General features: G+C 68.4%; 22 protein-coding genes. 15 read left to right on the top strand and 7 right to left on the bottom strand.

Annotated features, from left to right (window positions below):
* The first annotated feature begins 24 nt into the window (after positions 1-24).
* Together NOV86_RS06490 and NOV86_RS06485 are read left to right on the top strand one after the other, a co-directional pair.
* A complete protein-coding gene (locus NOV86_RS06490) occupies positions 25-1,584 on the top strand; it encodes a hypothetical protein (RefSeq protein ID WP_267640525.1) in 1,560 nt (519 codons plus the stop codon).
* Between the two features lie 100 nt (positions 1,585-1,684).
* Positions 1,685-2,020 (top strand): hypothetical protein, encoded by a 336-nt coding sequence (locus tag NOV86_RS06485; protein WP_267640524.1) that lies wholly within the window; start codon positions 1,685-1,687, stop codon positions 2,018-2,020.
* 21 nt (positions 2,021-2,041) lie between these two features.
* Here NOV86_RS06485 and NOV86_RS06480 read toward each other — a convergent pair whose 3' ends face one another.
* Positions 2,042-2,485 carry a CBS domain-containing protein gene (locus NOV86_RS06480; RefSeq protein WP_267640523.1) on the bottom strand — a complete coding sequence of 148 codons (444 nt, stop codon included), beginning with the start codon at positions 2,483-2,485 and terminating at the stop codon, positions 2,042-2,044.
* A 373-nt stretch (positions 2,486-2,858) separates the two neighbouring features.
* On the opposite strand from NOV86_RS06480, the gene NOV86_RS06475 reads away from it, so the two are divergent.
* The 4 genes from NOV86_RS06475 to NOV86_RS06460 all read left to right on the top strand — a co-directional run bounded on the left by NOV86_RS06475 (position 2,859) and on the right by NOV86_RS06460 (position 4,975).
* Positions 2,859-3,056 carry a cold-shock protein gene (locus tag NOV86_RS06475; protein WP_261652218.1) on the top strand — a complete coding sequence of 66 codons (198 nt, stop codon included), beginning with the start codon at positions 2,859-2,861 and terminating at the stop codon, positions 3,054-3,056.
* Between the two features lie 382 nt (positions 3,057-3,438).
* On the top strand, positions 3,439-3,633 hold the full coding sequence (locus NOV86_RS06470) for a cold-shock protein (RefSeq protein ID WP_261652217.1): 195 nt from the start codon (positions 3,439-3,441) through the stop codon (positions 3,631-3,633).
* 173 nt (positions 3,634-3,806) lie between these two features.
* Positions 3,807-4,724, top strand: coding sequence for a DMT family transporter (locus tag NOV86_RS06465; RefSeq protein ID WP_267640522.1), 918 nt, complete (start codon positions 3,807-3,809; stop codon positions 4,722-4,724).
* Positions 4,724-4,975 carry a DUF7861 family protein gene (locus NOV86_RS06460; RefSeq protein ID WP_267640521.1) on the top strand — a complete coding sequence of 84 codons (252 nt, stop codon included), beginning with the start codon at positions 4,724-4,726 and terminating at the stop codon, positions 4,973-4,975. The genes NOV86_RS06465 and NOV86_RS06460 overlap by 1 nt, the downstream gene beginning before the upstream one ends.
* 12 nt (positions 4,976-4,987) lie before the next feature.
* Here the strand turns inward: NOV86_RS06460 and NOV86_RS06455 are convergent, their stop codons facing one another.
* Positions 4,988-5,989, bottom strand: coding sequence for an NAD-dependent epimerase/dehydratase family protein (locus tag NOV86_RS06455; RefSeq protein WP_267640520.1), 1,002 nt, complete (start codon positions 5,987-5,989; stop codon positions 4,988-4,990).
* A 99-nt stretch (positions 5,990-6,088) separates the two neighbouring features.
* Between NOV86_RS06455 and NOV86_RS06450 the strand changes: the two genes are divergently transcribed.
* Positions 6,089-6,802 carry a cupin domain-containing protein gene (locus NOV86_RS06450; protein WP_267640519.1) on the top strand — a complete coding sequence of 238 codons (714 nt, stop codon included), beginning with the start codon at positions 6,089-6,091 and terminating at the stop codon, positions 6,800-6,802.
* A 170-nt stretch (positions 6,803-6,972) separates the two neighbouring features.
* Here NOV86_RS06450 and eif1A read toward each other — a convergent pair whose 3' ends face one another.
* The gene (gene eif1A / locus NOV86_RS06445) at positions 6,973-7,260 is read right to left on the bottom strand and encodes a translation initiation factor eIF-1A (RefSeq protein WP_267640518.1); all 288 of its coding nucleotides are present in this window, start codon (positions 7,258-7,260) and stop codon (positions 6,973-6,975) included.
* 268 nt (positions 7,261-7,528) lie between these two features.
* On the opposite strand from eif1A, the gene NOV86_RS06440 reads away from it, so the two are divergent.
* The 5 genes from NOV86_RS06440 (at position 7,529) to NOV86_RS06420 (ending at position 12,982) form a co-directional block, all read left to right on the top strand.
* On the top strand, positions 7,529-7,774 hold the full coding sequence (locus NOV86_RS06440) for a hypothetical protein (protein WP_267640516.1): 246 nt from the start codon (positions 7,529-7,531) through the stop codon (positions 7,772-7,774).
* Positions 7,775-7,854: 80 nt separating this feature from the next.
* Positions 7,855-10,692, top strand: coding sequence for a PAS domain-containing protein (locus tag NOV86_RS06435; RefSeq protein ID WP_267640514.1), 2,838 nt, complete (start codon positions 7,855-7,857; stop codon positions 10,690-10,692).
* Positions 10,693-10,791: 99 nt separating this feature from the next.
* A complete protein-coding gene (locus tag NOV86_RS06430; RefSeq protein WP_267640513.1) occupies positions 10,792-11,631 on the top strand; it encodes an ion transporter in 840 nt (279 codons plus the stop codon).
* Positions 11,632-11,732: 101 nt separating this feature from the next.
* The gene (locus NOV86_RS06425) at positions 11,733-12,359 is read left to right on the top strand and encodes a helix-hairpin-helix domain-containing protein (RefSeq protein ID WP_267640511.1); all 627 of its coding nucleotides are present in this window, start codon (positions 11,733-11,735) and stop codon (positions 12,357-12,359) included.
* Between the two features lie 320 nt (positions 12,360-12,679).
* The gene (locus tag NOV86_RS06420) at positions 12,680-12,982 is read left to right on the top strand and encodes an antibiotic biosynthesis monooxygenase family protein (protein ID WP_267640509.1); all 303 of its coding nucleotides are present in this window, start codon (positions 12,680-12,682) and stop codon (positions 12,980-12,982) included.
* A 282-nt stretch (positions 12,983-13,264) separates the two neighbouring features.
* Here NOV86_RS06420 and msrB read toward each other — a convergent pair whose 3' ends face one another.
* Entirely contained in the window at positions 13,265-13,681 is a 417-nt protein-coding gene (gene msrB / locus NOV86_RS06415) for a peptide-methionine (R)-S-oxide reductase MsrB (protein ID WP_267640507.1), read from the bottom strand.
* A gap of 92 nt (positions 13,682-13,773) precedes the next feature.
* Positions 13,774-14,724, bottom strand: coding sequence for a D-2-hydroxyacid dehydrogenase (locus NOV86_RS06410; protein WP_267640505.1), 951 nt, complete (start codon positions 14,722-14,724; stop codon positions 13,774-13,776).
* Between the two features lie 158 nt (positions 14,725-14,882).
* Here NOV86_RS06410 and NOV86_RS06405 point away from each other — a divergent pair, with 158 nt between their 5' ends.
* Entirely contained in the window at positions 14,883-16,079 is a 1,197-nt protein-coding gene (locus tag NOV86_RS06405; RefSeq protein WP_267640504.1) for a redox-regulated ATPase YchF, read from the top strand.
* A gap of 154 nt (positions 16,080-16,233) precedes the next feature.
* On the opposite strand, the gene NOV86_RS06400 is transcribed toward NOV86_RS06405, so the two are convergent.
* On the bottom strand, positions 16,234-17,490 hold the full coding sequence (locus tag NOV86_RS06400) for a cation:proton antiporter (protein WP_267640502.1): 1,257 nt from the start codon (positions 17,488-17,490) through the stop codon (positions 16,234-16,236).
* A 121-nt stretch (positions 17,491-17,611) separates the two neighbouring features.
* Between NOV86_RS06400 and NOV86_RS06395 the strand changes: the two genes are divergently transcribed.
* Together NOV86_RS06395 and NOV86_RS06390 are read left to right on the top strand one after the other, a co-directional pair.
* Positions 17,612-18,649, top strand: coding sequence for an NAD(P)/FAD-dependent oxidoreductase (locus NOV86_RS06395; RefSeq protein ID WP_267640500.1), 1,038 nt, complete (start codon positions 17,612-17,614; stop codon positions 18,647-18,649).
* A 52-nt stretch (positions 18,650-18,701) separates the two neighbouring features.
* On the top strand, positions 18,702-19,595 hold the full coding sequence (locus NOV86_RS06390) for an EamA family transporter (protein WP_267640499.1): 894 nt from the start codon (positions 18,702-18,704) through the stop codon (positions 19,593-19,595).
* Positions 19,596-19,811: 216 nt separating this feature from the next.
* Here NOV86_RS06390 and NOV86_RS06385 read toward each other — a convergent pair whose 3' ends face one another.
* The gene (locus NOV86_RS06385) at positions 19,812-21,467 is read right to left on the bottom strand and encodes an Ig-like domain-containing protein (RefSeq protein WP_267640498.1); all 1,656 of its coding nucleotides are present in this window, start codon (positions 21,465-21,467) and stop codon (positions 19,812-19,814) included.
* Positions 21,468-21,471: the final 4 nt, after the last annotated feature.

Below are 21,471 nucleotides of genomic sequence, written 5' to 3'. Positions count from 1 at the left end.
GAATCTCCTAAACCAGTTGATAAGATGGGTGTTAACAGTCGACAGCTGGGAGGGGCGGGGACGATCCGCAGGCGGGAACTGCTCGCCGCGGCCGGTGCCGTGGGGATGGCGGGGCTGAGCGGGTGCATCGGGGATATCCGGGGTCGGCTCGGGGACGAGGTCGCCGGGCGAGTCGTCTCGGCGACGGTGGCGAGTCCGTCGTTCTTCTACGCCGGCGGCGAGAACCGGACCGGTGAGCGCCAGCAGGTCGAGGCCGAGTACACGATGGAGTTCGTCCCCATCGTCGCCAGGGGCGAGTTCGAGGGCGTCTCCAGGTCGGTCGAACTCGAGGGCATCTACACCGACTCGAAGATGGCGGCGCAGGACTACAACAGCAGCCGGTCGAACAGACCGCGCACCGATATCGACTTCGACAGTGACGGCGACGGGCTGGACGACGGAACGATGGAACGACTCTTCGAGTACCTCGCGGCCGAGCCGACGGTCGCCCAGCGGTTCGTCGTCGTGGTGCCCGACGCCAGCGTGACGGGCCGCGAGGAGTCGCTCGCGGACGTGCTCACGCCGGAGATCCTGCTCGACCAGCTCTCCGCCGAGCCGACGCGTCTCGCCAACGACGAGGGGATGTTCGTCTGGGGGCGGGCGACGGCGGGAGCCGACGACGACCGGCTGGAATGCTGGCACGCCGATTCCGACGGGGCCGGCGGGGCGAGTGGCGACGAGAAGGCGGCCTGTCGCCCGGCCCACCTCGACGTCGATACCGGCGGCAGCAGCCGGGGCGTCGCCGTCGAACGCATGGGAGCCGGCGTCGTCGTCTCGACCGTCGCCGGCGAGGAGAAGGAGCCTTCGTGGCGGTTCGTCGCCGACTCGGGCGACGGCGACAGCGACGACGACGGCCTGTCGACGGTCCCGTCGAACTGGGGCGGAGAGACGACCGTCGGGAGGGCCGCGATGACCCCATGGCTCGTCGGGGCGGTCACGGTCCAGCCGCCGGGGTGTCCCTGCCCGCTGCCGGCGCTGTTCCACGCCCGGCGCATCCGTCGCGGCGACCAGTTGCTCTACGTCGGCGGCTGGCACCTTGACGACGGTGCACTCTACGAGAACAGCGCGACGATGCTGGTCGCCGACGGCCCGACCGATGTCGTCGAGGTCGAACACGGCGACGACCTCGCCGCGATGCGGACGGCGGCGGAGTCGGGGTTCACCCGCGAGCGAGGCCGGTTCGGGTCGGTCTCCTACGACGGCGCTCTCGACCGCGAGTCGCTCGCGTACCTGCCGCGGGACTTCCACGAGGGGGAGGGACCACAGCGCCTCGCGGCCATCAGCAAACGCTCGGCCCGGACCGGCCGAGCAGCCGAGAAACCCCAGGGGAGCGACGACGGACAGCAAGACGGAGGGGAGCGCCTGCGGGTTCCCCTCGTCGACGGGGAGGGCGAGGGAACGGTCGTGCAATCGTTCGTCGCCGCACTCGACGCCCCGGTCGTGCAGGTCGACGCGGCGGAGCCGTGCCACAACGGCTGCTGTTGCCCCTCGAAGGACTGTACCTGTAACTGGCTCCCGGCGATGAACGGCCAGCTGCCGCGGTGAGCGAGGACGGGCCGCAGCCAGCGCTCCGGACAGGACGGTGTCCCCGGGCCAGTCCACGTTTTGTGCCACCTTTACCGGCCAGCCAGCGCCAGTCTCGCCCATGCCGGACTACGAACTCCACGGCGTCTCCTACGCTGGAACGACCACTGCGGACTGGGATGCACCGCGGCAACACGACTTCGACACGGACGACCTCTCGACCATCGACGACCACTTCCTGCTCTCTGCGACCGGGTTCCCGCCGGAGGACTTCGGCGACCTCCAGCTCCCGGTCGTCGGCCCCGACGGGGACCTGAACCTGCACGCCCTGGAGACGGCCTACGCCGGCGGCCACAGCGTCGAGGCGGTCGAGGGCATCGACGACCAGACGGTCGGGCAGGCGAAGGGCATCCTGCAGTCGCTGGCCGAGCGCGAGTTCGACCACCACATCGGGTAGGGCCGGGGACCTGCGGTTCCGTCAGTCCCCCGCGGCCAGCTCGCCGGTCCCGGCGGCTTCGACGGGCATCGACTCCTCGCGCGTCTCGAAGTCGAGCGTCCGGCGGGAGAGGTACGGGGCGAGGGTGTCGACCGACAGCAGCCCGCAGTAGGTCTCGTCGACGACCGGGAGGTACTCCACGCCGGTCGCCCGCATGGTGTCGGCGGCGTCGTGGAGGGTCGCCGCCGGCGAGATCGTGACCGGCATCGACATGACGTACTCGACGGTGCGGCGCTCACCGGTCTCGGCGACCATCGCGACGATGTCGGCCTCGGTGACGGTCCCGACGACGGTGTCACCGTCGACGACCGTCAGTGCCGGGGTCGACGGGCAGCGGAGGCGTTCGGCGGCATCACGGACCGGGGTGTCGGGCGTGACGGTATCGAGCGAGTGGAGTGCCAGCGAGTCGACCGTGGTCTCTATCATAACTGGTGCATGCTAGCGAGACACACTATTTAGTGTCTGTGGACATACGTGGTATAGGTCCTAGAATAGTTACCAGAGTTTCCCGCAGAAACCGTGATTACTGGCCGATTCAGTCTACAAACGCGATTTACTGTGGCACGTGTCTGGAGCCCCTCGCGGTGAGGCGAGGCGGGCTGGTGACCCACGGGAACTGTCGATACCACAGGGGCAGTCGTTCGTTCCGACGGTCCGGTCACTATATCCACGGGAAACCGACATTGTATGGTCGAATGTACTCGATTCTGGCGATAACGACGATGTGTGTTTCTCAAAACCCAGAATTTACGGACAGATGACAACCCTTATCCGTGTGCCCCGGCTGGGTCTATTCGCAATGGTAAACGGCAACGTTGATTTCTTCAACGACACTGGCGGCTACGGTTTCATCGCGACCGAGGACTCTGACGAGGACGTTTTCTTCCACATGGAGGACGTCGGCGGCGAGGACCTGACGGAAGGCACCGAGATCGAATTCGACATCGAGGACGCTCCCAAGGGTCCCCGCGCGAAGAACGTCGTTCGCACTAACTAACTCGATTCTACCGCACGGTCGCCAGCTGGCGGCGTAGCGTGACTTCGTTTCTCTCGTGACCCAGCGCCGAGCGACTGCCGGGTCTGACGTAGTACCACGACACACCACAGTCCGCCGAGCTACGGCAGCCGCGACGCCGAGTCAGTCGACCCGCGCTGACGAGCTATCGCTCCGATGTGTGGGTCGTCGCCACTGGGAACTGTGGATTCGGCGGAAGTACGGGGACGTTCTGTCGAACCGGGCACCCACACTGTCTAGAACCCGATGGTCGTGGATGCTCGTTCAGCATTCTCATCGTTTCAGCAATGCATGTGTACCGATACCTCGATTTCACAGACGAATGCCAACCCTTATCCGTGTGCCCCGGCTCGGTCTATTTGCAATGGCAAACGGTAAGGTTGATTTCTTCAACGACACAGGCGGCTACGGTTTCATCGCGACTGAGGATGCTGACGAGGACGTTTTCTTCCACATGGAGGACGTCGGTGGCGAGGACCTGACGGAAGGTACTGAGATCGAATTCGATATCGAGGACGCTCCCAAGGGTCCCCGCGCGAAGAACGTCGTTCGCGTATAATTCGGATTTCTAGAGACTAGTCGCCACCGGGGCGACAGAGCGTATCAACGCTTCTTTCGACGACTACTCCTCCAGAGCGCCAGCGCCCGGTCACGACGCGCTCCAGCTCGCCGAGTGGCGACACCGGTTTCGAATCGAGACGCATAACCCACTGGCGCCACAGGATTCACCCAGTGCGTACTCGTCTCGTCGTCGGGCTGTTCGCCCTGCTGGCCACGCTGTGGGGGCTCTCGTTCCCCGCCATCACGGTCGGGCTGGAGTCGCTCGACCCGGTGCTGTTCGCCTCGTTCCGGTACGACATCGCGGCCGTGTTGCTCGTCGGCTACGGGGTCGTCCGGACCGCGGACTGGTACCCGACCGCCCGGAACGACCTCGCGGCGGTCGTCGCCGGCGGCGTCTTCCTCGTCGCGGGGAACGCCCTGCTGTTCGTCGGCCAGCAGACGGTGCCCTCGGGGGTGGCCGCCGTCATGCAGAGCCTCGTCCCCATCGCGACGACGCTGTGGGCGCTCGGTATCCTCCCCGAGGAGCGGGTGTCCGCGGTCGGCGCCGTCGGCATCCTGCTCGGCTTCCTCGGCGTCGCCCTCATCGTCAGGCCCGACCCGGACAACCTCCTCGCCACGGGCACCCTCGGCCGGTTGCTGGTGCTCGGGCAGGTCGCGTCGGTCGCGCTCGGGGGCGTCCTCGTCCAGCGCTCGCGGCCCACGCTCGACCGGGCCGCCCTCTCGGGCTGGTCGATGGCCGTCGGGGCGGTGCTGTTGCACGGCACCAGCGTCGCCCTCGGCGAACCGTTCACCCTCCCGGCCGCCCCGACGGCGGTCGGCGCGGTCGTCTACCTCGGCGTGTTCGCGACCGCGGTCGCCTTCTTCATCTACTACACACTGCTGGAGGTCCAGGGCGCGCTGGAGACCAGCCTCGTCGCCTACCTCGTTCCCGTGGTCGCCACGGTCGCGGGCGTCTTCATCCTCGACGAACAGATCACCGCGCTGACGCTCGCCGGGTTCGGCGTGGTGTTCCTCGGCTTCGTCCTCCTCAAGCGGCGCGCGCTGGCGGAACTGGTCCTCGAATCGAGCGAACCGGCGGTGGGCGACTGATGGCCCACGACCGCATCCACGCCCGGGAGCCGACTCACGACCGCGAGCGCTGGCGGACGGGCACCATCGACCGCCTCGAGGAACGCGACGGGCACTGCGTGGTCACCGTCACGGACACCGACGACGGCGAGCAGGTCGAACTCGTGGTCACGGTCGCCATCCGCGACCTGTTCACCCGGCGGCTCGACCTCGACCCGGGCGAGTCGCCGGTCGGCGAACAGGTCTGGTTCCGGAAGCACGGCGGGCGATAGGCAGAGGGCTCGTCACTCGAACGCCGCGGTGAATCCCGCCGTGGCGTCGCGCCAGGTGCTCACGAGCCGGTCGTCGTTCTCGCTGTCCCACGGCTCTATCTCGTCGTGTTCGTCCAGCCACGCCACCGTCCGGCGCACGCCGTCCTCGAAGGAGACTGTCTGCTCGAAGTCGAGGTCGCGCCGGGCTTTCGCGTTGTCGAAGACGGTGCTGTACTGGAAGTGGTCCCGGAGCATCCCCGTGCGGTCGGGGACGGCCTCGGTGAGCGCGTCGGTCGGGATGTGGACGAGGTCGGGGGCGGGAGCGTCGAGTGCGCGGGCGACCGTCTCGTGGTACTGGTTCCACGTCAGTACCGACTCGCTGGTGACGTGGTACGCCTCGCCGCGGGCGGCCTCGTTCCCGACGGCGGCGACGAACGCGCGGGCCACGTCGTCGCGGTGGCAGGGGCCCCAGAGCGAGGTACCGTCGCCGTGGACGACGATGGGCTTCCCCTCGCGGATGCGGTCGACGTAGTAGGTGCCCGTGCCGAGGGTGTGCAGGACCGGCCCGCCCTCGCCGTAGGTGCTCCACGGCCGGATGACCGTCGTCGCGAAGGCGTCCCCGTGGGCGTCGAAGAACACGTCCTCCGCGGCGGCCTTGTTCCGGCCGTACTCGCTGACGCCGGGTTCGCGGGCGGCGTCCTCGGTGCTCGGGACGCTGGCGGTCGGCCGGTGGTACACGTCGACCGTCGAGCAGAACACGTACTGGTCGACGCCGGCGAAGGCCGCGACCGCCTCGCGCGCCTGCTCGGGGTCGAAGCACACCATGTCGACGACGCAGTCGGGGGCGACCGCCTCGGCCACCGTCCGGAGGCGGGCGGCGTCGTTCCGGTCGCAGGTGACGTATTCGACGGCCGCGGGCAGGTCGGCGTCGGTCTCGCCCCGCGTCGCGATGGTCACGTCGTGGCCGGCGTCGACCAGCTGGCGGGTGATGGCCGTGCTGATGAGCCCGGTCCCGCCGATGAGGAGTACGTCCATACGCGACCCGCGACCGCCAGGCGGAAAGGGCTACTGCGTCAGGCGCCCCGCGGCCCCGTGCGCGTTACGCCCCCTGGGCGCGTCTGTACACACGAGACCATGCAATCGACACGGGCCGTCTCCGTCGTCCCACTGGACGACGGCGGGGACGGCCAGCAGACGACGGTCTTCGAGACCGGGGACGTGGCGCTGACGAGGACGAGGCTCGCCCCCGGTGAAGCCACCGACTGGGACACTCGGGGTGACCGCGATGCCTACGGCTACGTCCTCGCGGGGCAGCTCCGGCTGGTCACCACCGACGGCGGCGAGGATGCAGTCGCCGCCGCGGCGGGAGCGTTCGTCCACGCGCCGGCGGCTGTCGGGCGTTGGGTCGAGAACCCCGGGCCCGACGAGCTGGTCGTGCTGACCGCGTTCGTCGAATCGGCGCGCGCACAGTCGGCCGCCAGCCCCCGCGTCGCTGGCCCGGACGACCTCGTGCCGACCGCGCCCCTGAAGAACCTGACCCGGCTGATGCCCTTCCCGGAGGCTCCGGTCCAGCAGGTCCGCGGGCACGCCGAGGGCCGCATCGAGTCGGACTGGCACCACCACGGCGACAACGACGTGTTCGGGTACGTCGTCGCCGGCGAGGGGTACGTCGAGTGGGGGACCGGTCCCGACGACCGCGCGCTGGCCCGTGCCGGGGAGTGCTTCCACGTCCCGGCCGGCCTCGTCCACCGCGACGTGAACCCCAGCGACGACGAGCAGGACTACGTGCTCTGGCTCACCGGCTCGGACCCGCGGGTCGTCCGTGTGGACGGCCCCGAGAGTGCGTGAGTCGGGAACCTGTAAGTCCGCGGTCGGACGGTACCGGAGAATCGATAGAAGGGTCTCTCGTCGGTCACTGTGTCGTACACGCGACAGCGTCACCACTCGCCGTACCAGCCAGCGGTCGGGCTGTGACGGACCTGCCTGCAGACTCTCGCCTGCCGGTCAGAACTGTAGAATTACTGGATGTGGCCTTCGCGGCGGAGCTGGTCGGCGTCCTGGCCGGTGTAGCGCCACTCGATGTTCGCCTTCTCGTCCTGCCAGTCCCACGGTTCGACGAGGACGACGTCGCCCTCGTTGATCCACGTGCGGTACTTCATTCGGCCGGGGATTCGGCCCATTCGGCTGACACCGTCCTCGCACTGGACGCGGACGTGGTTGCCGCCGTTGTGTTCTGTGACTACCGCGAAAAGCTCGTCTTTGTTGGGCATGCGGAGGTTCCGCCGCTCCTGTGTTTCTTCGCTCACACGTAGTATATGTGGGGTACACGTTTAAATCATGGGAGGGACAGTGGTATCGCGGCACATGGTGACTCTTCGGGCTGGCACCACCGCCGACCCGACGACCGCTAGCGATTCCGTCGACCCCCCGTGAGCCCACAGTCGAACATGAACTTTTATTATGGATTGGTGTCGAGTGACTGGTACCGATGCTCGTACGGGTACACCGCTGACTCGTTCTCCGTCCCAGCGCCGCTCTCCGACCACCCGACCGCCGACCGTCGACACGACCCGTATGAGAACCGATACACACGCCGCGACCCAGCAGTACCGCCCCACGGCAGACCAGCCGACGAACACACCTGACAGCGCGCCGGCCGCCACGGAACCGGAAGAGCGCGACGGGAGGGCCGACGCGACCCCCAGCGACGACCCGGGCGACTGGGTCGCGCGCTGCCAGCGGAGCTTCGACCGGACCGGGACGGACCGGCTCACGAACACCACGGACGAGGCGAACCAGGCGATGCCGTCCGGCCGGTAGGCCACCGATCCTGCTGGCTGGCGCCCCGGTGTGTCCGAGCGCACGGGCTTTGTGCTGTGGCTTCCTACTCTCCTACCAGCATGGGGGCCGCAACCACGGGGAGAGCAGGCATCAGCGTCCTCTACGTCGACGACGACGAGGCGCTGCTGGAGGCCACAGAGACGTACCTCGAGACGCGATTCGCCGACATCACCGTCGAGACCACGGCGTCGCCAGCGGACGCGCTCGACCGACTCGCGACGGAACTCTTCGACATCGTCGTCTCGGACTACCAGATGCCCGAGATGGACGGGCTCGAGTTCCTCAAACGACTGCGAGAGGACCGCGACGAGGCCATCCCGTTCATCATCTTCACCGGGAAGGGCCGCGAGGAGGTGGCGATGGAGGCGCTCAACCTGGGCGCGAACCGCTACCTGCAGAAGGGCGGCGACCCCACGGCGCAGTACGGGTTGCTGGCCCAGACCATCGAGCAGGAGGCCCAGCACCACCGGACGCGGTCGGCCCTGAGCCAGCGCGAGACCGACCTCCGAATCACGCTCGACTCCATCGGCGACGGCGTCATCGCGACCGACACCGCGGGGACCGTCGAACGCATGAACGTGGTCGCCGAGGAACTGACGGGCTGGGACCGCGAGGACGCCGTCGGTCGGCCCCTCGCGGAGGTGTTCCACGTCGAAGACGCCCGGACCAGCGGGCCGGTGCGTGACCCCGTCGAGCAGGTCATCGAAGCCGAGAGCACGCTCGAACTCGAGGAGGACCTCGTCCTCCACGCCCGCGACGGGACCGAACGCTACGTCTCGGACAGCGCGGCCCCCATCACGGACGACGTCGGCGACGTGGTCGGCGTGGTCCTCATCTTCCGGGACATCACCGACCGGTACGTCCGGGCCAGACGGCAGGAGCGCCAGCGCGATGCCGTCGTCGAACTCGCGACCGACGAGCTGCTCGCGAAGGGCCGACTCGAGACGGCGGCCCGACGCATCACGGAGACGAGCGCCGAGACGCTCGACGTGGACCGGTCGTCGATCTGGCTGTTCAGCGACGACCGCGAGACGCTCCGGTGTCTCGACTGCTACGACCGGAACGGCCGCGACCACGAGTCCGGGACGACGCTCGTGGTCGACGACTACCCGAACTACTTCGAGGCACTCGTCGAACACCGGGCGATTCCGGCGACCGACGCCCAGTCCGACCCCCGGACCGGCGAACTCTGTGCGTCCTACCTCGAACCGCTCGGCATCACCTCGATGCTCGACGCGACCATCAGGCGCGGTGGGAAGGTCGTCGGCGTCCTGTGCAACGAATCCGGCGGCGCACCCCGCGAGTGGGCGGAAGACGAGGTCCGGTTCGCCGGCGAACTCGCCGACCAGGCCGTCATCGCGCTCCACAACCGCGACCGTCGCTGCCGGAAGGAGGTGTTAGAGCGGGCGAACCAGCGCCTCCAGTACCTCTTCCGCCAGTCGCCGATGGCGGTCATCGAGTGGACGCTCGACTTCGAGGTCGCCCGGTGGAACGCCGCCGCCGAGGAGCTGTTCGGCTACACCACCGCGGAGGCGACCGGCCGGCACGCCGAGTTCATCGTCCCGCACTCGTCGCGGGACGCGGTCGACGAGGTGTGGGAGGAGCTCGTCACGGAGGGCACGGCCCAGCACATCGTCAACCGGAACGTGACCCGGAGCGGCGCCGAGGTCGACTGCGAGTGGCACAACTGCGCCATCCTCGACGAGGACGGCGAGACGGTGAGCGTGCTCTCGTTCGTCCAGGACATCACCGAACGACGCCGCCAGACGTGGCAGCTCCAGGCCATCGCCGAGCGCACCCAGGACGCCATCTACATCAAGGACCGCGAGGGGCGCTACGAGTTCATCAACGAGGCCGGGGCACGCTATTTCGACTGCTCGCCGCAGGCGGTCGTCGGGCGGGTCGACCGCGAACTGTTCGACACCGACGAGGACATGCTGCCCATCGACCGCTGGGTCCTCGAACACGAGGAACCCCGCATGGAGGAGGAGCGCCACGTCATCGACGGTCGTGAGCGCGTCTTCATGAGCGAGAAGTATCCACACTACGACGACGCCGGCCGGCTCGTCGGCATCGTCGGCATCAGCAGGGACGTGACGGACCAGGCTGCCATCGCCGACCTCCTCGACGAGTTCCACGAGTTGCTGACGGACTCGTCGCTCACGGCGACCGAGCGCATCGAACGCCCACTCGAGACGCTCCGCGAATCGCTCGAGGTGAGCAACGCACAGCTCTGCCGGGTCGACGTGGCCGACGAGGTCCACGAGATCGTCGTCTCCACCGGCGAGACGACCGGCCGGTCGGCCGGGACGGTGAGCCCCCTCCAGGAGACCGTCTGCCAGCGCGTCGTCGAGGAGGAGGACGTGGTGGCGACCTACGGGCGCAACCTCGCCGACACCGACGGTGGGTCGGTGGTCGCGGACGCCCCGTTCGGGTCCTACATCGGTGCGCCCGTGTTCGTCGAGGAGACCCTCTGGGGCGTCATCTGCTTCGTGGACGACGACGAGACGCCGATGGAGCTCACGGCGAACCGGAACGCGATGGTCGAACTGCTCGCGGACTGGCTCGGCCACGAACTCACCGAGTGGCGCTACGAGGCCGAACTCCGCCGGCGCGATGCGGTCGTCGACGACCTCACCACGCTCCTGGCCACCGACCTCCGGCCGGCGCTGCGGGAGGCCCTGGCCTACGCCGGGGCGGACACCGCGCCGGCAGCCGACGACCAGACGGCCGACGACCAGACGGCCGCCGTGGCACTCCGGGAGGCGCTCGAATCGTCGCTGTCGTCTCTCGAGGAAGCGATCGCGCTGGCCGAGCAGGCGACCGGGTCACCGGGCGAGACGGCTCCCGACGACGACGGCCGGGACACGGAGACCGACCTGCTGCCGCCCCGCTGACGCCCCGCCACCGCGGCGATGGGGCTCGGTGCGCTGACACCGTGGTGCGCCCGGCCGGAACCCACGGGCTACATGTGCCCGACGCTCCCGTGTGCCAGTATGCAGAACCGCGACGTGCGCCCCCCGGACGGCGGGCCGCGGGAGCTGGTCGAGTTCTACCTGCTGGACCACCGGACGACCCTCGGGAAGGTCATCGACATCGCGCTCATGGCGCTGAACCTCTGCTTCGTCGGCATCTTCGTCTTCGAGACCTACTCGGTCTCGGCGGAGACGCGCCAGCTCCTGTGGGCCGCCGAGGTCGCCATCGCCTGCGTCTTCGCGCTCGAGTACGTCCTCCGGCTGTACGGGGCACCCGACCGGTTCGAGGAGGCAACCGACGTCTACACCGTCGTCGACCTGCTCGCCATCCTCCCGACGTTCGCCTTCCTTTTGGTGCCCGGGCTGTCGGTGTTCGCGCTCGACATCGGCTTCCTGCGGGCGCTTCGTGTCGTCCGATTCATGCGGTTCTACCGGTTCACCCGGGACGAGGAGTTCTTCTTCGGCTCCATCTCGGTCCACGAGCTCCGGGTCCTGAAACTGTTGCTGACGGTCCTGACGATCTTCTTCGTCTCGGCCGGCGTGTTCTACGCGGCCGAACACGTCGCGAACCCGGAGGTGGCGAACTTCGGCGACGCGTTCTACTTCACGGTCGTCACGCTCACGACGGTCGGGTTCGGCGACATCGTCCCGCTGACGGCGGGGGGCCGCATCGTGACGACCGGGGCCATCATCTCCGGGGTCGTGCTCATCCCCTGGCAGGCGAGTCGCATCGTCCGCGAGTGGACGACCGACAAGGTGTCGGTCACCTGCGAGTCCTGCGGCCTCGCCTACCACGACCCGGACGCCTCGCACTGCAAGGCCTGCGGCCACGTCATCTACCAGGAGTACGACTCGCGGTGAGTCGCCCGAACACCCCGCAACGCTGGAAGCTCCGCGGTAGACTTGTGCCCGTCCGTCGCCTCTAGGGGACCATCGGGGGACCGCGTTCCCCGGGGAGAGCTATGAAGGCGATAACCAAGAGCGGCGTATCCATCCCGTGCGAGAACTTCAAGGCCATCGAGGAGGGCGTCCTCCTCTTCGACGACGAGAAACGCAAGCAGCTGGTGGGGTTCGTCCCACACGCCGACCTGCAGTTCGTGGTGCCCGACGATGTCGCGGCGAGCCTCGACGTCGGAGAGCCGGAACCGGCGCCGGTCGTGGGCGGACACGCCTCGCGAGACGACGAGATCGCCTGGGGCGAGGCCACCGGCGAGGGCATCGGCATCGAGGTCGACCACGGTCCGGTCGCGTCCCCGGTCGAGGTCGACGAGCCCGCCACGACAGAGAACGAGTCGGACCTGCCCGTCGAGCAGCGCCGGGCCCGGGCGATGTCGGAGCTGACCGAGATACACGGGCTCGGCCCGACCTACGCCGACCGGCTGCGGTCTGCCGGCATCACGACGCTCGGCGGCCTCTCGATGGCCAGGCCGGACCACGTCGCGTCCGCGGTCGGCGTCTCGAAGCGCCGGGCCGAGATCTGGATCGACCGGGCCACGGAGATGCAGTCGCAGGCCGAACCGGAGCAGCACCGACAGGGCGCCGACGAGGCGTCGGTCGCGAACCGCCCGGACTCGTGGACCTGGACCTGAGCCCGGGACGGGAGTCGGCCGACGACCGGCCATGGGCCGGGTGGGACAGGCGACCCACGACAGCCCGTGACCCGCGAGGCGTGCGAACGCGGCGGCCGGGACAAACTATCAGACACGGGACAAGCTTATGCCGGATGGTAGCTGTTAGAGTTGTAATGACGCGTGATTCGTGTTCCACCTGTCGCGGAATCGTCCACCAACCGTACCTCGATCGCTGCCCGGCATGCGGGTACGTCCCGCCCCACGGCGCCGACTGACCGACCGGGGCGTCGCGCCCCGCCGACGATATCTTATTGTTCTTTCCGTGAGATGATTTACCCATGTTCGTCGTCGCCAACCGCATCCCGGTCGCCGAAGGGCACGAAGACGCGTTCGAGGCACGATTCGAGGCTCGCGCCGAGAAGGTCGACCAGCGCGAGGGGTTCGTCCGCATGGAGGTCCTGCGCCCGGTCGAGGCCGACCGCTACGTCGTCCTGACCTACTGGGAGTCCGAGGACGCCTTCGACGCGTGGACAGAGAGCGAGGAGTTCCGCGAGGCCCATCGCGACCGCCCGCCGAAGGAGATGTTCTCGGGGAAGAGCGAGATGGAATCTCACGAGGTCTTCATCTCGGCCGAAAAGTAACGTCTCGTCGGCAGCACCGCGCCGCCACTCCGACTCCCCCTGATTCGGACACCCCCGCTGTCGGGTGTTCGCCCGATCGTCTCTCCCCTCACGCGTTCGTCGGCTGGTGCGACAGGCGCCCCTCGCCGACCGACGTACCCGTCCCCCTGGTTCTCCCCAGAACCGATTGTATGTTGGTCACTTACGGGGATAAAGGTATCTACGACTTCACTTCTAACTGGGGGTTAGAACAGCTGAAAGCGTGGTCATCGGCGCCTGCATCGAAGGTATGTCGGTGGGCGCTCACTCCTCGTCGTCGAACTCCAGCGCCACCGAGTTGATACAGAACCGCTTGCCAGTTGGCGCCGGTCCATCGTCGAAGACGTGACCCAGGTGGCTCTCGCAGTTCGCACACACGACCTCGATTCGGTGCATGCCATGGCTGTGGTCTTCGCGCTTCTCGATCTTCCCGTCGTCCGCGGCGTAGAACGACGGCCAGCCACAGCCGTGGTCGAACTTCGTCTCCGAATCGAACAGGACCTCGCCACAGCCCTTGCAGCGGTACTTCCCGTCCTCGAAGTGGTCGACGTACTCGCCGGAGAAGCGGGCCTCGGTGCCCTGTTCGCGCAGCACGTTGTAGGACTCGTCGTCCAGGCGCTCGCGCCACTCGGCCTCGGTCTCGGGGACGTCTCGTCTCGTCTCGGAGGAACTGTCGCTCATGTCCATCGATAGGCGCGCGAAGGGCAAAGAGGCCGTGGTCGCGGCGGCCCAGAGAACCGCACGGAGCTCCCATCGCCGACCCGCGCCGTGACTCAGACGATTCGGTTCCGGAGGTCCGTCTCTCCGGCCGCGAGCTTCCGGTAGTTCTCGGCCAGTATCTCGGTCCAGCGGTCGAGCTTGTGCGGGCTCGACCCGGCCATGTGCGGCGTGATGACGACGTTCGAGAGGTCCCACAGCGGCGAGTCGTCGGGCAAGGGCTCCGCCTCGAACACGTCGAGGGCGGCCCCGCCGATGGTGTGGTAGGTGAGCGCCCTGACGAGCGCGTCCTGGTCGACGACCCCGCCGCGGGCGACGTTCACGAGGACGGCTTCGTCGCCGAGTAGCGTGAGTTCCTCGCGGCCGATGAGGCCCTCGGTCTCGTCGGTGAGCGGACACGCGAGCAGCAGGTAGTCGACCCGTGGGAGCAGGTCGTGGAGGCCCTCGGGGCCGGCCAGCTCGTCCACCCCGTCGGGGACCTCGCTGGTGTCCCGCTTGATGCTGAGTACCTCCATCCCGAGCGCGCTGGCGAGTTCGGCTGTCCGGCCGCCGATGGCACCGACGCCGACGATGCCGAGGGTTTTCCCGCGTATCTCCCCGCCCTCGAAGCGCTCCCAGTGGCCCGCGGCCTGCTGGCGCTGGCCGACGTGCATGTCGCGCTCGAAGGTCAGCAGGTACCAGAGCACCTGCTCGGCGATGGGTTCGGCGTGGATGCCGGAGGAGTTCGTCAGCACGACGCCCTCCTCGGCGAGCGCATCGAGGTCGTAGTGGTCGACGCCGGCGCTCAGGCAGTGGATCCAGCGGAGGTTCGCGGCCCGGGACCGGGCCTCGGCGTCGAGGTGGTACCCGACGTAGCCCGCGGCCTCGGGGAGCAGGTCGGCCGTCTCTGCGGGTGTCGTGGTCGCGCGAACCGTCGCATCGGGAACTGCCTCCACCAGCGCGTCGCGGAGCGCGACGGCCCGGTCGGGTCCGACGCTGTGGGGGACGAGGACGAGGGGCAAGGTCATGTTCCGTCAACGGACCGCGGGGCGCTTAGCCGTTGGGCCATCGGAAAGCCCCCAGGAGTCGGGTGCCCGGCCGGGGTCCATCTCCCCGGTATGCGGCCGCATACCACTGCAGGAGCGGATTTCAAGCCTTATGCCGCCCGCCGGCCTCGACGATTCCAATGAGCTACAAGATCGGTCTCGTGGGCAAGCCCTCCGTGGGCAAGTCCACCTTCTTCAACGCGGCGACGATGAACGACGTGCCGGAGGGCGCGTACCCGTTCACGACCATCGACCCCTCCGTCGGCGAGGCGTACGTCCGGGTCGACTGTGCGGCCCCGGAGTTCGACGAGTCGTGTACACCCGACACGGGCTACTGCCAGGAGGGCACACGCTACGTCCCGACGAAACTCGTGGACGTGGCCGGGCTCGTCCCCGGTGCCCACGAGGGCCGCGGCCTCGGGAACCAGTTCCTCACCGACCTGAACGAGGCCGACGTGCTGGTCCACGTCGTCGACTTCTCGGGCACCACCGACATCGAGGGCGAGAACACCGAGGGCCACGACCCCCGCGAGGACATCGACTTCCTCGAGAACGAACTCGACCAGTGGTACGTCGGCATCCTCCAGAAGGGCATCGAGAAGTTCCAGAACCGCTACCAGGGCCAGGACGAACTCGCCATCGAGGTCGAACTCGCCGAGCAGATGTCCGCCTTCGGCATCAACAAGGACGAGGTCAAGAAGCTCATCCTCCGACTGGACCTCGGCTTCGAACCCGGGGCGTGGGACGAACAGGACCGCGAGGACCTCGCCCGGGAGATCCGCCAGTACACCAAGCCGATGGTCATCGCGGCGAACAAGATGGACACCCCGGCCGCCCAGGCGAACTGGGACGAGATCACCAGCGACCCCGACTACGACCATCTCACCTTCGTCCCGGCCAGCGCTCACGCCGAGAAGGCCCTCAAGAACGCGGCCGAGCAGGGTGTCGTGGACTACCATGCCGGCGACGAGGACTTCGACATCGTCGCCGACGTCTCCGAAGAGCAGGAGCAGGGCCTCGAACAGATCCGCGAGTTCGTCACCGAGTACGGCGGTACCGGCGTCCAGCAGGCCATCGAGACCGCGCTGTTCGACGAACTCGGTGTCATCGCCGTCTTCCCCGGCGGTGCCGAGGCCATGGGCGACGAGCAGGGTCGGGTCATGCGCGACTGCTTCCTCCTGCCCGAGGGCGCGACCACCTCCGACTTCGCGTACCACCTCCACTCCGACATCGGCGACGGCCTGCTCCACGGCCTGAACTGCAGGACCAAGCGCCAGATCGGCGGCGACACCGAACTCGACCACCGCGAGGTCGTCGAACTCGTCACCACCAGCTGAGGATTCAAATACGAAGCCGCGGCCACCCCTGGCATGAGCTGACCATCGCCGGCGACGGTCCCGCGGTTGCGCGACACACCCGTCTCCGTTCTCTCCTGTGCGTGTCGCCTGTTCGCCACACTTATCCTGATTCGCACCACTCCTGACCCGGTTCTCACCTCACCGACCGCGACAGGTCCGGCCGGTCGTAGCCGGTCGCCCGGAGCACCGCCGGCATCAGCAGACCCTGGGCGACCACGCTGACGATGGCCACGCCGAACACCATCGTCTGGACCACCTCGCGTTCGGGCACTCCCGGCGGGAGCGACAGCGCCAGCCCGACCGGCACCACGGTGTGCAGGCCACCCCACACCATGATGTGCTGGGCCCGCAGGGGAAGCGGGTCCTCGAGCACCCGGTTCGTCGCCGTCACCAGCGGGTAGATGGTCAGCGCCCGGACGAGCACCACCAGCACCGCGGCCAGCACGACGAACTCGCCGTACTGGACGAACTGCGCCACGTCGACGGCGGCGCCGATGAGCACGTAGAGCACCGTGCTCACGAGGAAGGCGGCGACGTGCCAGACCTGCTGGACGAACGACTCCGGGGCAGACATGTGCTCGTGGGTCTGTTCGTGCGCCCCCATCAGGAGCCCGGCCCCGACGGTCGCGAGGATGCCCGAGACCCCGAGCGCCCACTCCGCGAGCAGGAAGCTCCCGTAGGCGACGACGACCGTCAGGAGCATCACCGCCAGCCTGTCTCGCAGTCGGCGCGCCCCCAGGTGTGCCACGTAGCCGACCACGGCTCCGACGGCGAAGCCGCCGCCACCGACGAGTGCCACGTCGAACACGAACCACGCCGCCTCGTCGGCGGTCGCCAGCGACGCGACTGCTCCGCCCGCACCGTCTGCCTGCTGGAACGCCGCGACCAGCGTCGAGAAGACGACGATGGCGACGCCGTCGTTCAGCAGGCTCTCGCCCTCGATGGTCACCGACAGGCGGTCCCCCACGTCGAACTGCTCGAACAGCGAGAGCACCGCCGCCGGGTCGGTCGGCAGGACGACCGCCGCGAACAGCAGGGCGACGAGGAGCGAGAAACCGAAGGCGACCGTCCCGAGGAGCCCGAGGAGTGCGACCCCCAGTGGGAGACCGACGACCGCGAGGACGACGATCAGCACCGCGTTCCGCCGGAGCTCGCGGACGTCCAGTCCCGTCGTCCCCTCGAAGACGATGGTCGGGAGCAACACCGCGAGGATGAGGTCCGCGGACAGTTCGAGCCCGAAGTCGACTCCCAGCACGGAGACGAGGAGGCCGACCGCGACCAGTACGCTCGCGTACGAGAGGTCGCTCCGGCGGTCGACCAGGCGTCGCACGACGAACGCGATGGCGAAGATGGCCACGACGCTCGCGAGCAGGGGCTCGATTCCGCGCATCTACCTCCGAAGAGGGCGCCGACCCGCTTAACACTCGTTCCGCGGGTGGTTCCCCGGTGACCTCCCGGTAAGCCCCTCGGGGAGCGCGGTGGTTTTTCCCCTGTAGGTCCCACTGTCTCGCATGACACGAACGGTCGCTGTCGTCGGTGCCGGCGTCGCCGGCGTCGGCGTCGCGGACGCGCTCCGGGAGACCGACGCCGCGGTGACGCTGTTCGACAAGGGCAGAGGCATCTCCGGCCGGGCCGCGACCCGCCGCAAGCACGGCTGTCGCTACGACCACGGCGCGAACTACATCAAGCCGGGCGAGGACGCGTGGGTCGACGACCTGCTCGACGAGCTCGGGACAGACGGACTGGCGGACATCGAAGAACCCGTGTGGACTCACGACGCCGACGGGACCATCGCGGAGGGTCGCGACGACGAGTCGCACAAGTGGACCTACGTGCAGGGAATCACCCAGTTCGCCAAGCGCGTCCGGGAGCGAGCAGACGCCCCCGTCCACAAGTCGACCCGCGTCGAGTCCATCGACCGCGACGAGGATGGCTGGCACCTCACCGACACCGACGGCGAGGATTACGGCCCCTTCGACGTGCTCGTGCTCACGCCACCCGCCCCACAGACCGCCGACCTCCTCGCCGACACGGACTGGGCCGACGACCGGCTCGCGCGGCTCCACGACGCTGTCGACGCCGTCCCCTACCGGACCATCCGGACGCTCGTGTTGCACTACCCGTTCGAACTCGACCGGCCGTGGTACGCGCTGGTCAACCCGGACCGCGAGCACCCCGTGGGCTGGCTCTCGCGCGAGGAGTGCAAGCCCGGGCACGTCCCCGACGGCGAGAGCCTGCTCGTCGCCCAGATGAGCCCCGGGTGGTCGGTCGACCACTACGACGACCCGGCCGAGGACGCGGCCGCAGCAGCCGCCGACCTCGTGGCGACCCTGCTGGACGACGACCGGCTGACCGAGCCGGACTGGGTCGACTCGCAGGGCTGGCGATACGCGCTCCCCGACGCCGCTGTCGACGCCGAGGCCGCCCGCTGTGCCGAGGATGCGGGCCTGTTCGTCGCGGGTGACTGGGTTGTCGGCGAGGGCCGCGTCCACCGCGCGTTCGAGAACGGCCGGACGGTCGGCGCCCGCGTCGCCGACCACCTCGCCTGACTCCTTCGCCGGAACCGGTAGTCTCACCATACCCCGTCTCATTCCCCTCTGCGTGACCGGCGAACTGCTCGTCCCCGGACTGGCGATCGCGGCGGCCGCCATCTGGGCGCTCTCGATGACACTCCAGAAACGCGGCCTCGCCGACGGTGGCACGGTCCTGCAGGGCTCGCTCGTCGTCGCGGTGATGGACGCGGTCTGCTACTGGACCGTCATCGGCGGCGTCGCGGCCACGAGCGGCCATACCCCGCCAATCACGCCGTTCATCCTCGGCATCTTCTTCGTCTCCGGGACGGTCGGGACCGCCATCGCGCGCCTCTCCTCGTTCGTCGGCATCGACCGGGTCGGCGCGAGCGTGAACTCCGCCGGCATCTCGACGCGGCCGCTGTTCGCCGCCGCCCTCGCGTTCCTGTTCATCGGCGAGGTGGTCAACGAGGTGACGGTGGCGGGCATCGTCGTCCTCGTGGTCGGCCTCGTCGTCCTCACCCTCTCGAAGGGCGGCGACCTCTCGGGCTGGCAGCCCTGGGAGCTCGTCTTCCCCATCTTCGCGGCCATCGCCTACGGCGGCAGCGACGTGGTCCGGCGCTTCGGCCTCACCGAGACGCCCGTCACTGCGCTGGAGGCGGTCGCCCTGCACGAGACGTGGGGCGTGCTCTGGCTCGTCGCCATCATCGGCGGGCGCGTCGGCTGGGACGCCGTCGACATCCCGCGGCGTGCCCTCGGCTACTTCTTCGTCGCCGGGCTGCTCAACGCGAGCTCGCTGTTCCTGTTCTTCGCCGCGCTCGACCGCGGGAACGTCGCCATCGTCTCCTCGCTGGTCGGGACCGCCCCCCTGTTCGTCGCGGTGTTCACGGCCCTGCTGCTGGGCGACCTGGAGCGGGTGACCCGCGGCCTGGCGGCGGGCGCGCTGCTGGTGGTCGTGGGTGCGACGCTCATCACGTTCGCGTGAACTGCGTGGCGTTGTGGATGTGAGTGTGCGGCGAGCCGCGCCGCTCTCCCTATGACAAGAGCTGTGCCTCTTCGCGTCGGCCGTGCCAGCCCCACCTGGGAACAGCCGAACTGGGGTCGTTATCGCCCTGTGAGCACGTCTAGTGGGTGGTGTGCAGGGTGGTTAATATTCACGAGTAACTCAGATTTCGAAACGGGGGCCGACTCGATGCGCGTCTCAGACGTACGACGGGACGAAGTACACCGCCGTCTCCCCGTCGTCGAACGTCAGCGAGACGACGAAGAAGTCGTCGGAGTTCGACGCGCTGTACGCGGTCGTCGCTCCCGCGTCGGTGTAGAAGTTCACGCGCAACGTCGCGGTGGCGCCGTCTCCGAAGGTCGGCCTGTCGGCCGTGGGAATCTCGACGTACTTCCCACCGACGGCGACGGTCGCGTAGGTGGTCGACCCGGTCGCGTCGGTCAACTCCGCGGAGATGGGCCGGGGGTTGTTGTTCCCGGGCTTGCCCTGGATGTACATGTTGATCCGGACCTCGCTGATGGTCCGTTCCGTCCCGTTGTTGGTGAACTCCATCTCGACGGTCTCACCGCCAGCACCGCCGACGCGCGAGGCGGTCTCGAGGCGGAAGCTCCCTTCGCTGGAGTCCGGGTTGATGGTGTCGCCGAGGTCGACCTCGGGCTTGTCACCGACGGTGATGCCGTAGGTGGTCGACTTCACCGGGTCGGCCGCGTTGCTGCCGAACCAGACCGTGACGGTCGCGCTCCCGTTGTCCATCCCCGGGTCGTACTGGAAGGTCGCCTCGCCGTCCTCGTCGGTCTGCTCGGCGGTGGTCACGAGCGACCCCTTACCGCTGACGGAGGCGTTGACCACGACGCCACTGACGGGGTTGTTGTAGGCGTCTCTGACCTGCACGGTGAGGGGCTCTGACGCACCCACCGTGAGGTAGCGGTCGCCACCCGACTGCTTGACGAGGTACGTCGCGTCGAGGGAGGGCGTCGCGACGGTCTCCTCGATGCCGATACCGGCCAGTCGGAGGTCGTAGACCTGCCCCGAGGCGAGCGTCACGACCAGCGTGTTGTAGTTCGTGCCGGTTGTGTAGGTGTACGCGACGACCTTGCCGCCGTTGGCGACCTGCTGGTCGGCGAGGATCTCGTCCCACCGGGCCTCGGGCAGGGTCGTCTTGACCCGGAGCGTGAGGGTGTCACCGGTGGTGTTGGTCACCGCGATGCCCTGGGCGGGCGCGCTCACCGGGTGGACGGTCAACTGCTTGGAGCCGACCTGCTGTTCACTGATGTCGGCGGCGACGGCGACCAGCGTGATGCGGTTCCCGTCGATGAACCCCTCGTCGGCGACGAGGGTGGTCGCCGCGTTCCCGAAGCGGTTGTAGACGACGCCGTACTCGTACGCCGTCGCGGGTGCCGTCGTGTACTGGTTGTACCGCGGCTGGTACACCAGCGAGCTGGTGTTCACGTCGAGCGTGTCTCCCAGCGACTGGAGGTATTCCCGGGTGTCGGCGTCGAGTGCCGACACGTTCTCGATGGTGACGCCGAGCTGGTCACTGGTGAGCGACCCCGAGGCCGGCGCCGGGTTCACGAGGAACATCCGGGCCGGGTACCGGGTGCCGAGCTGGATGCTGGTCGACTCCGGCGCGCCGGTACTGGCGACGCGGTACGTACTGCTGTGGAGCGCCTCGAAGTCGTCCTGGACGCCCTGGTTGTGTTCGAATTCGACGTTCCCGTTCATCGCCGGCACGAGACTGACCTGCGTCAGCGCGAGCAGGGCGAGCACGAGCCCGAAGATGAGGATACCCCCGAGCACCGGCGAGACGCCGCGCTCGTCACCCCCGATTCTGAATGTCTTGTTGGTGTGTTGCATTGAT

Source organism: Haloarchaeobius amylolyticus (genome assembly GCF_026616195.1).
Classification (GTDB): Archaea; Halobacteriota; Halobacteria; order Halobacteriales; family Natrialbaceae; genus Haloarchaeobius; species Haloarchaeobius amylolyticus.
Note: the sequence above shows the minus strand (reverse complement) of the source record. Positions and strands in the feature narration are given on the sequence as shown.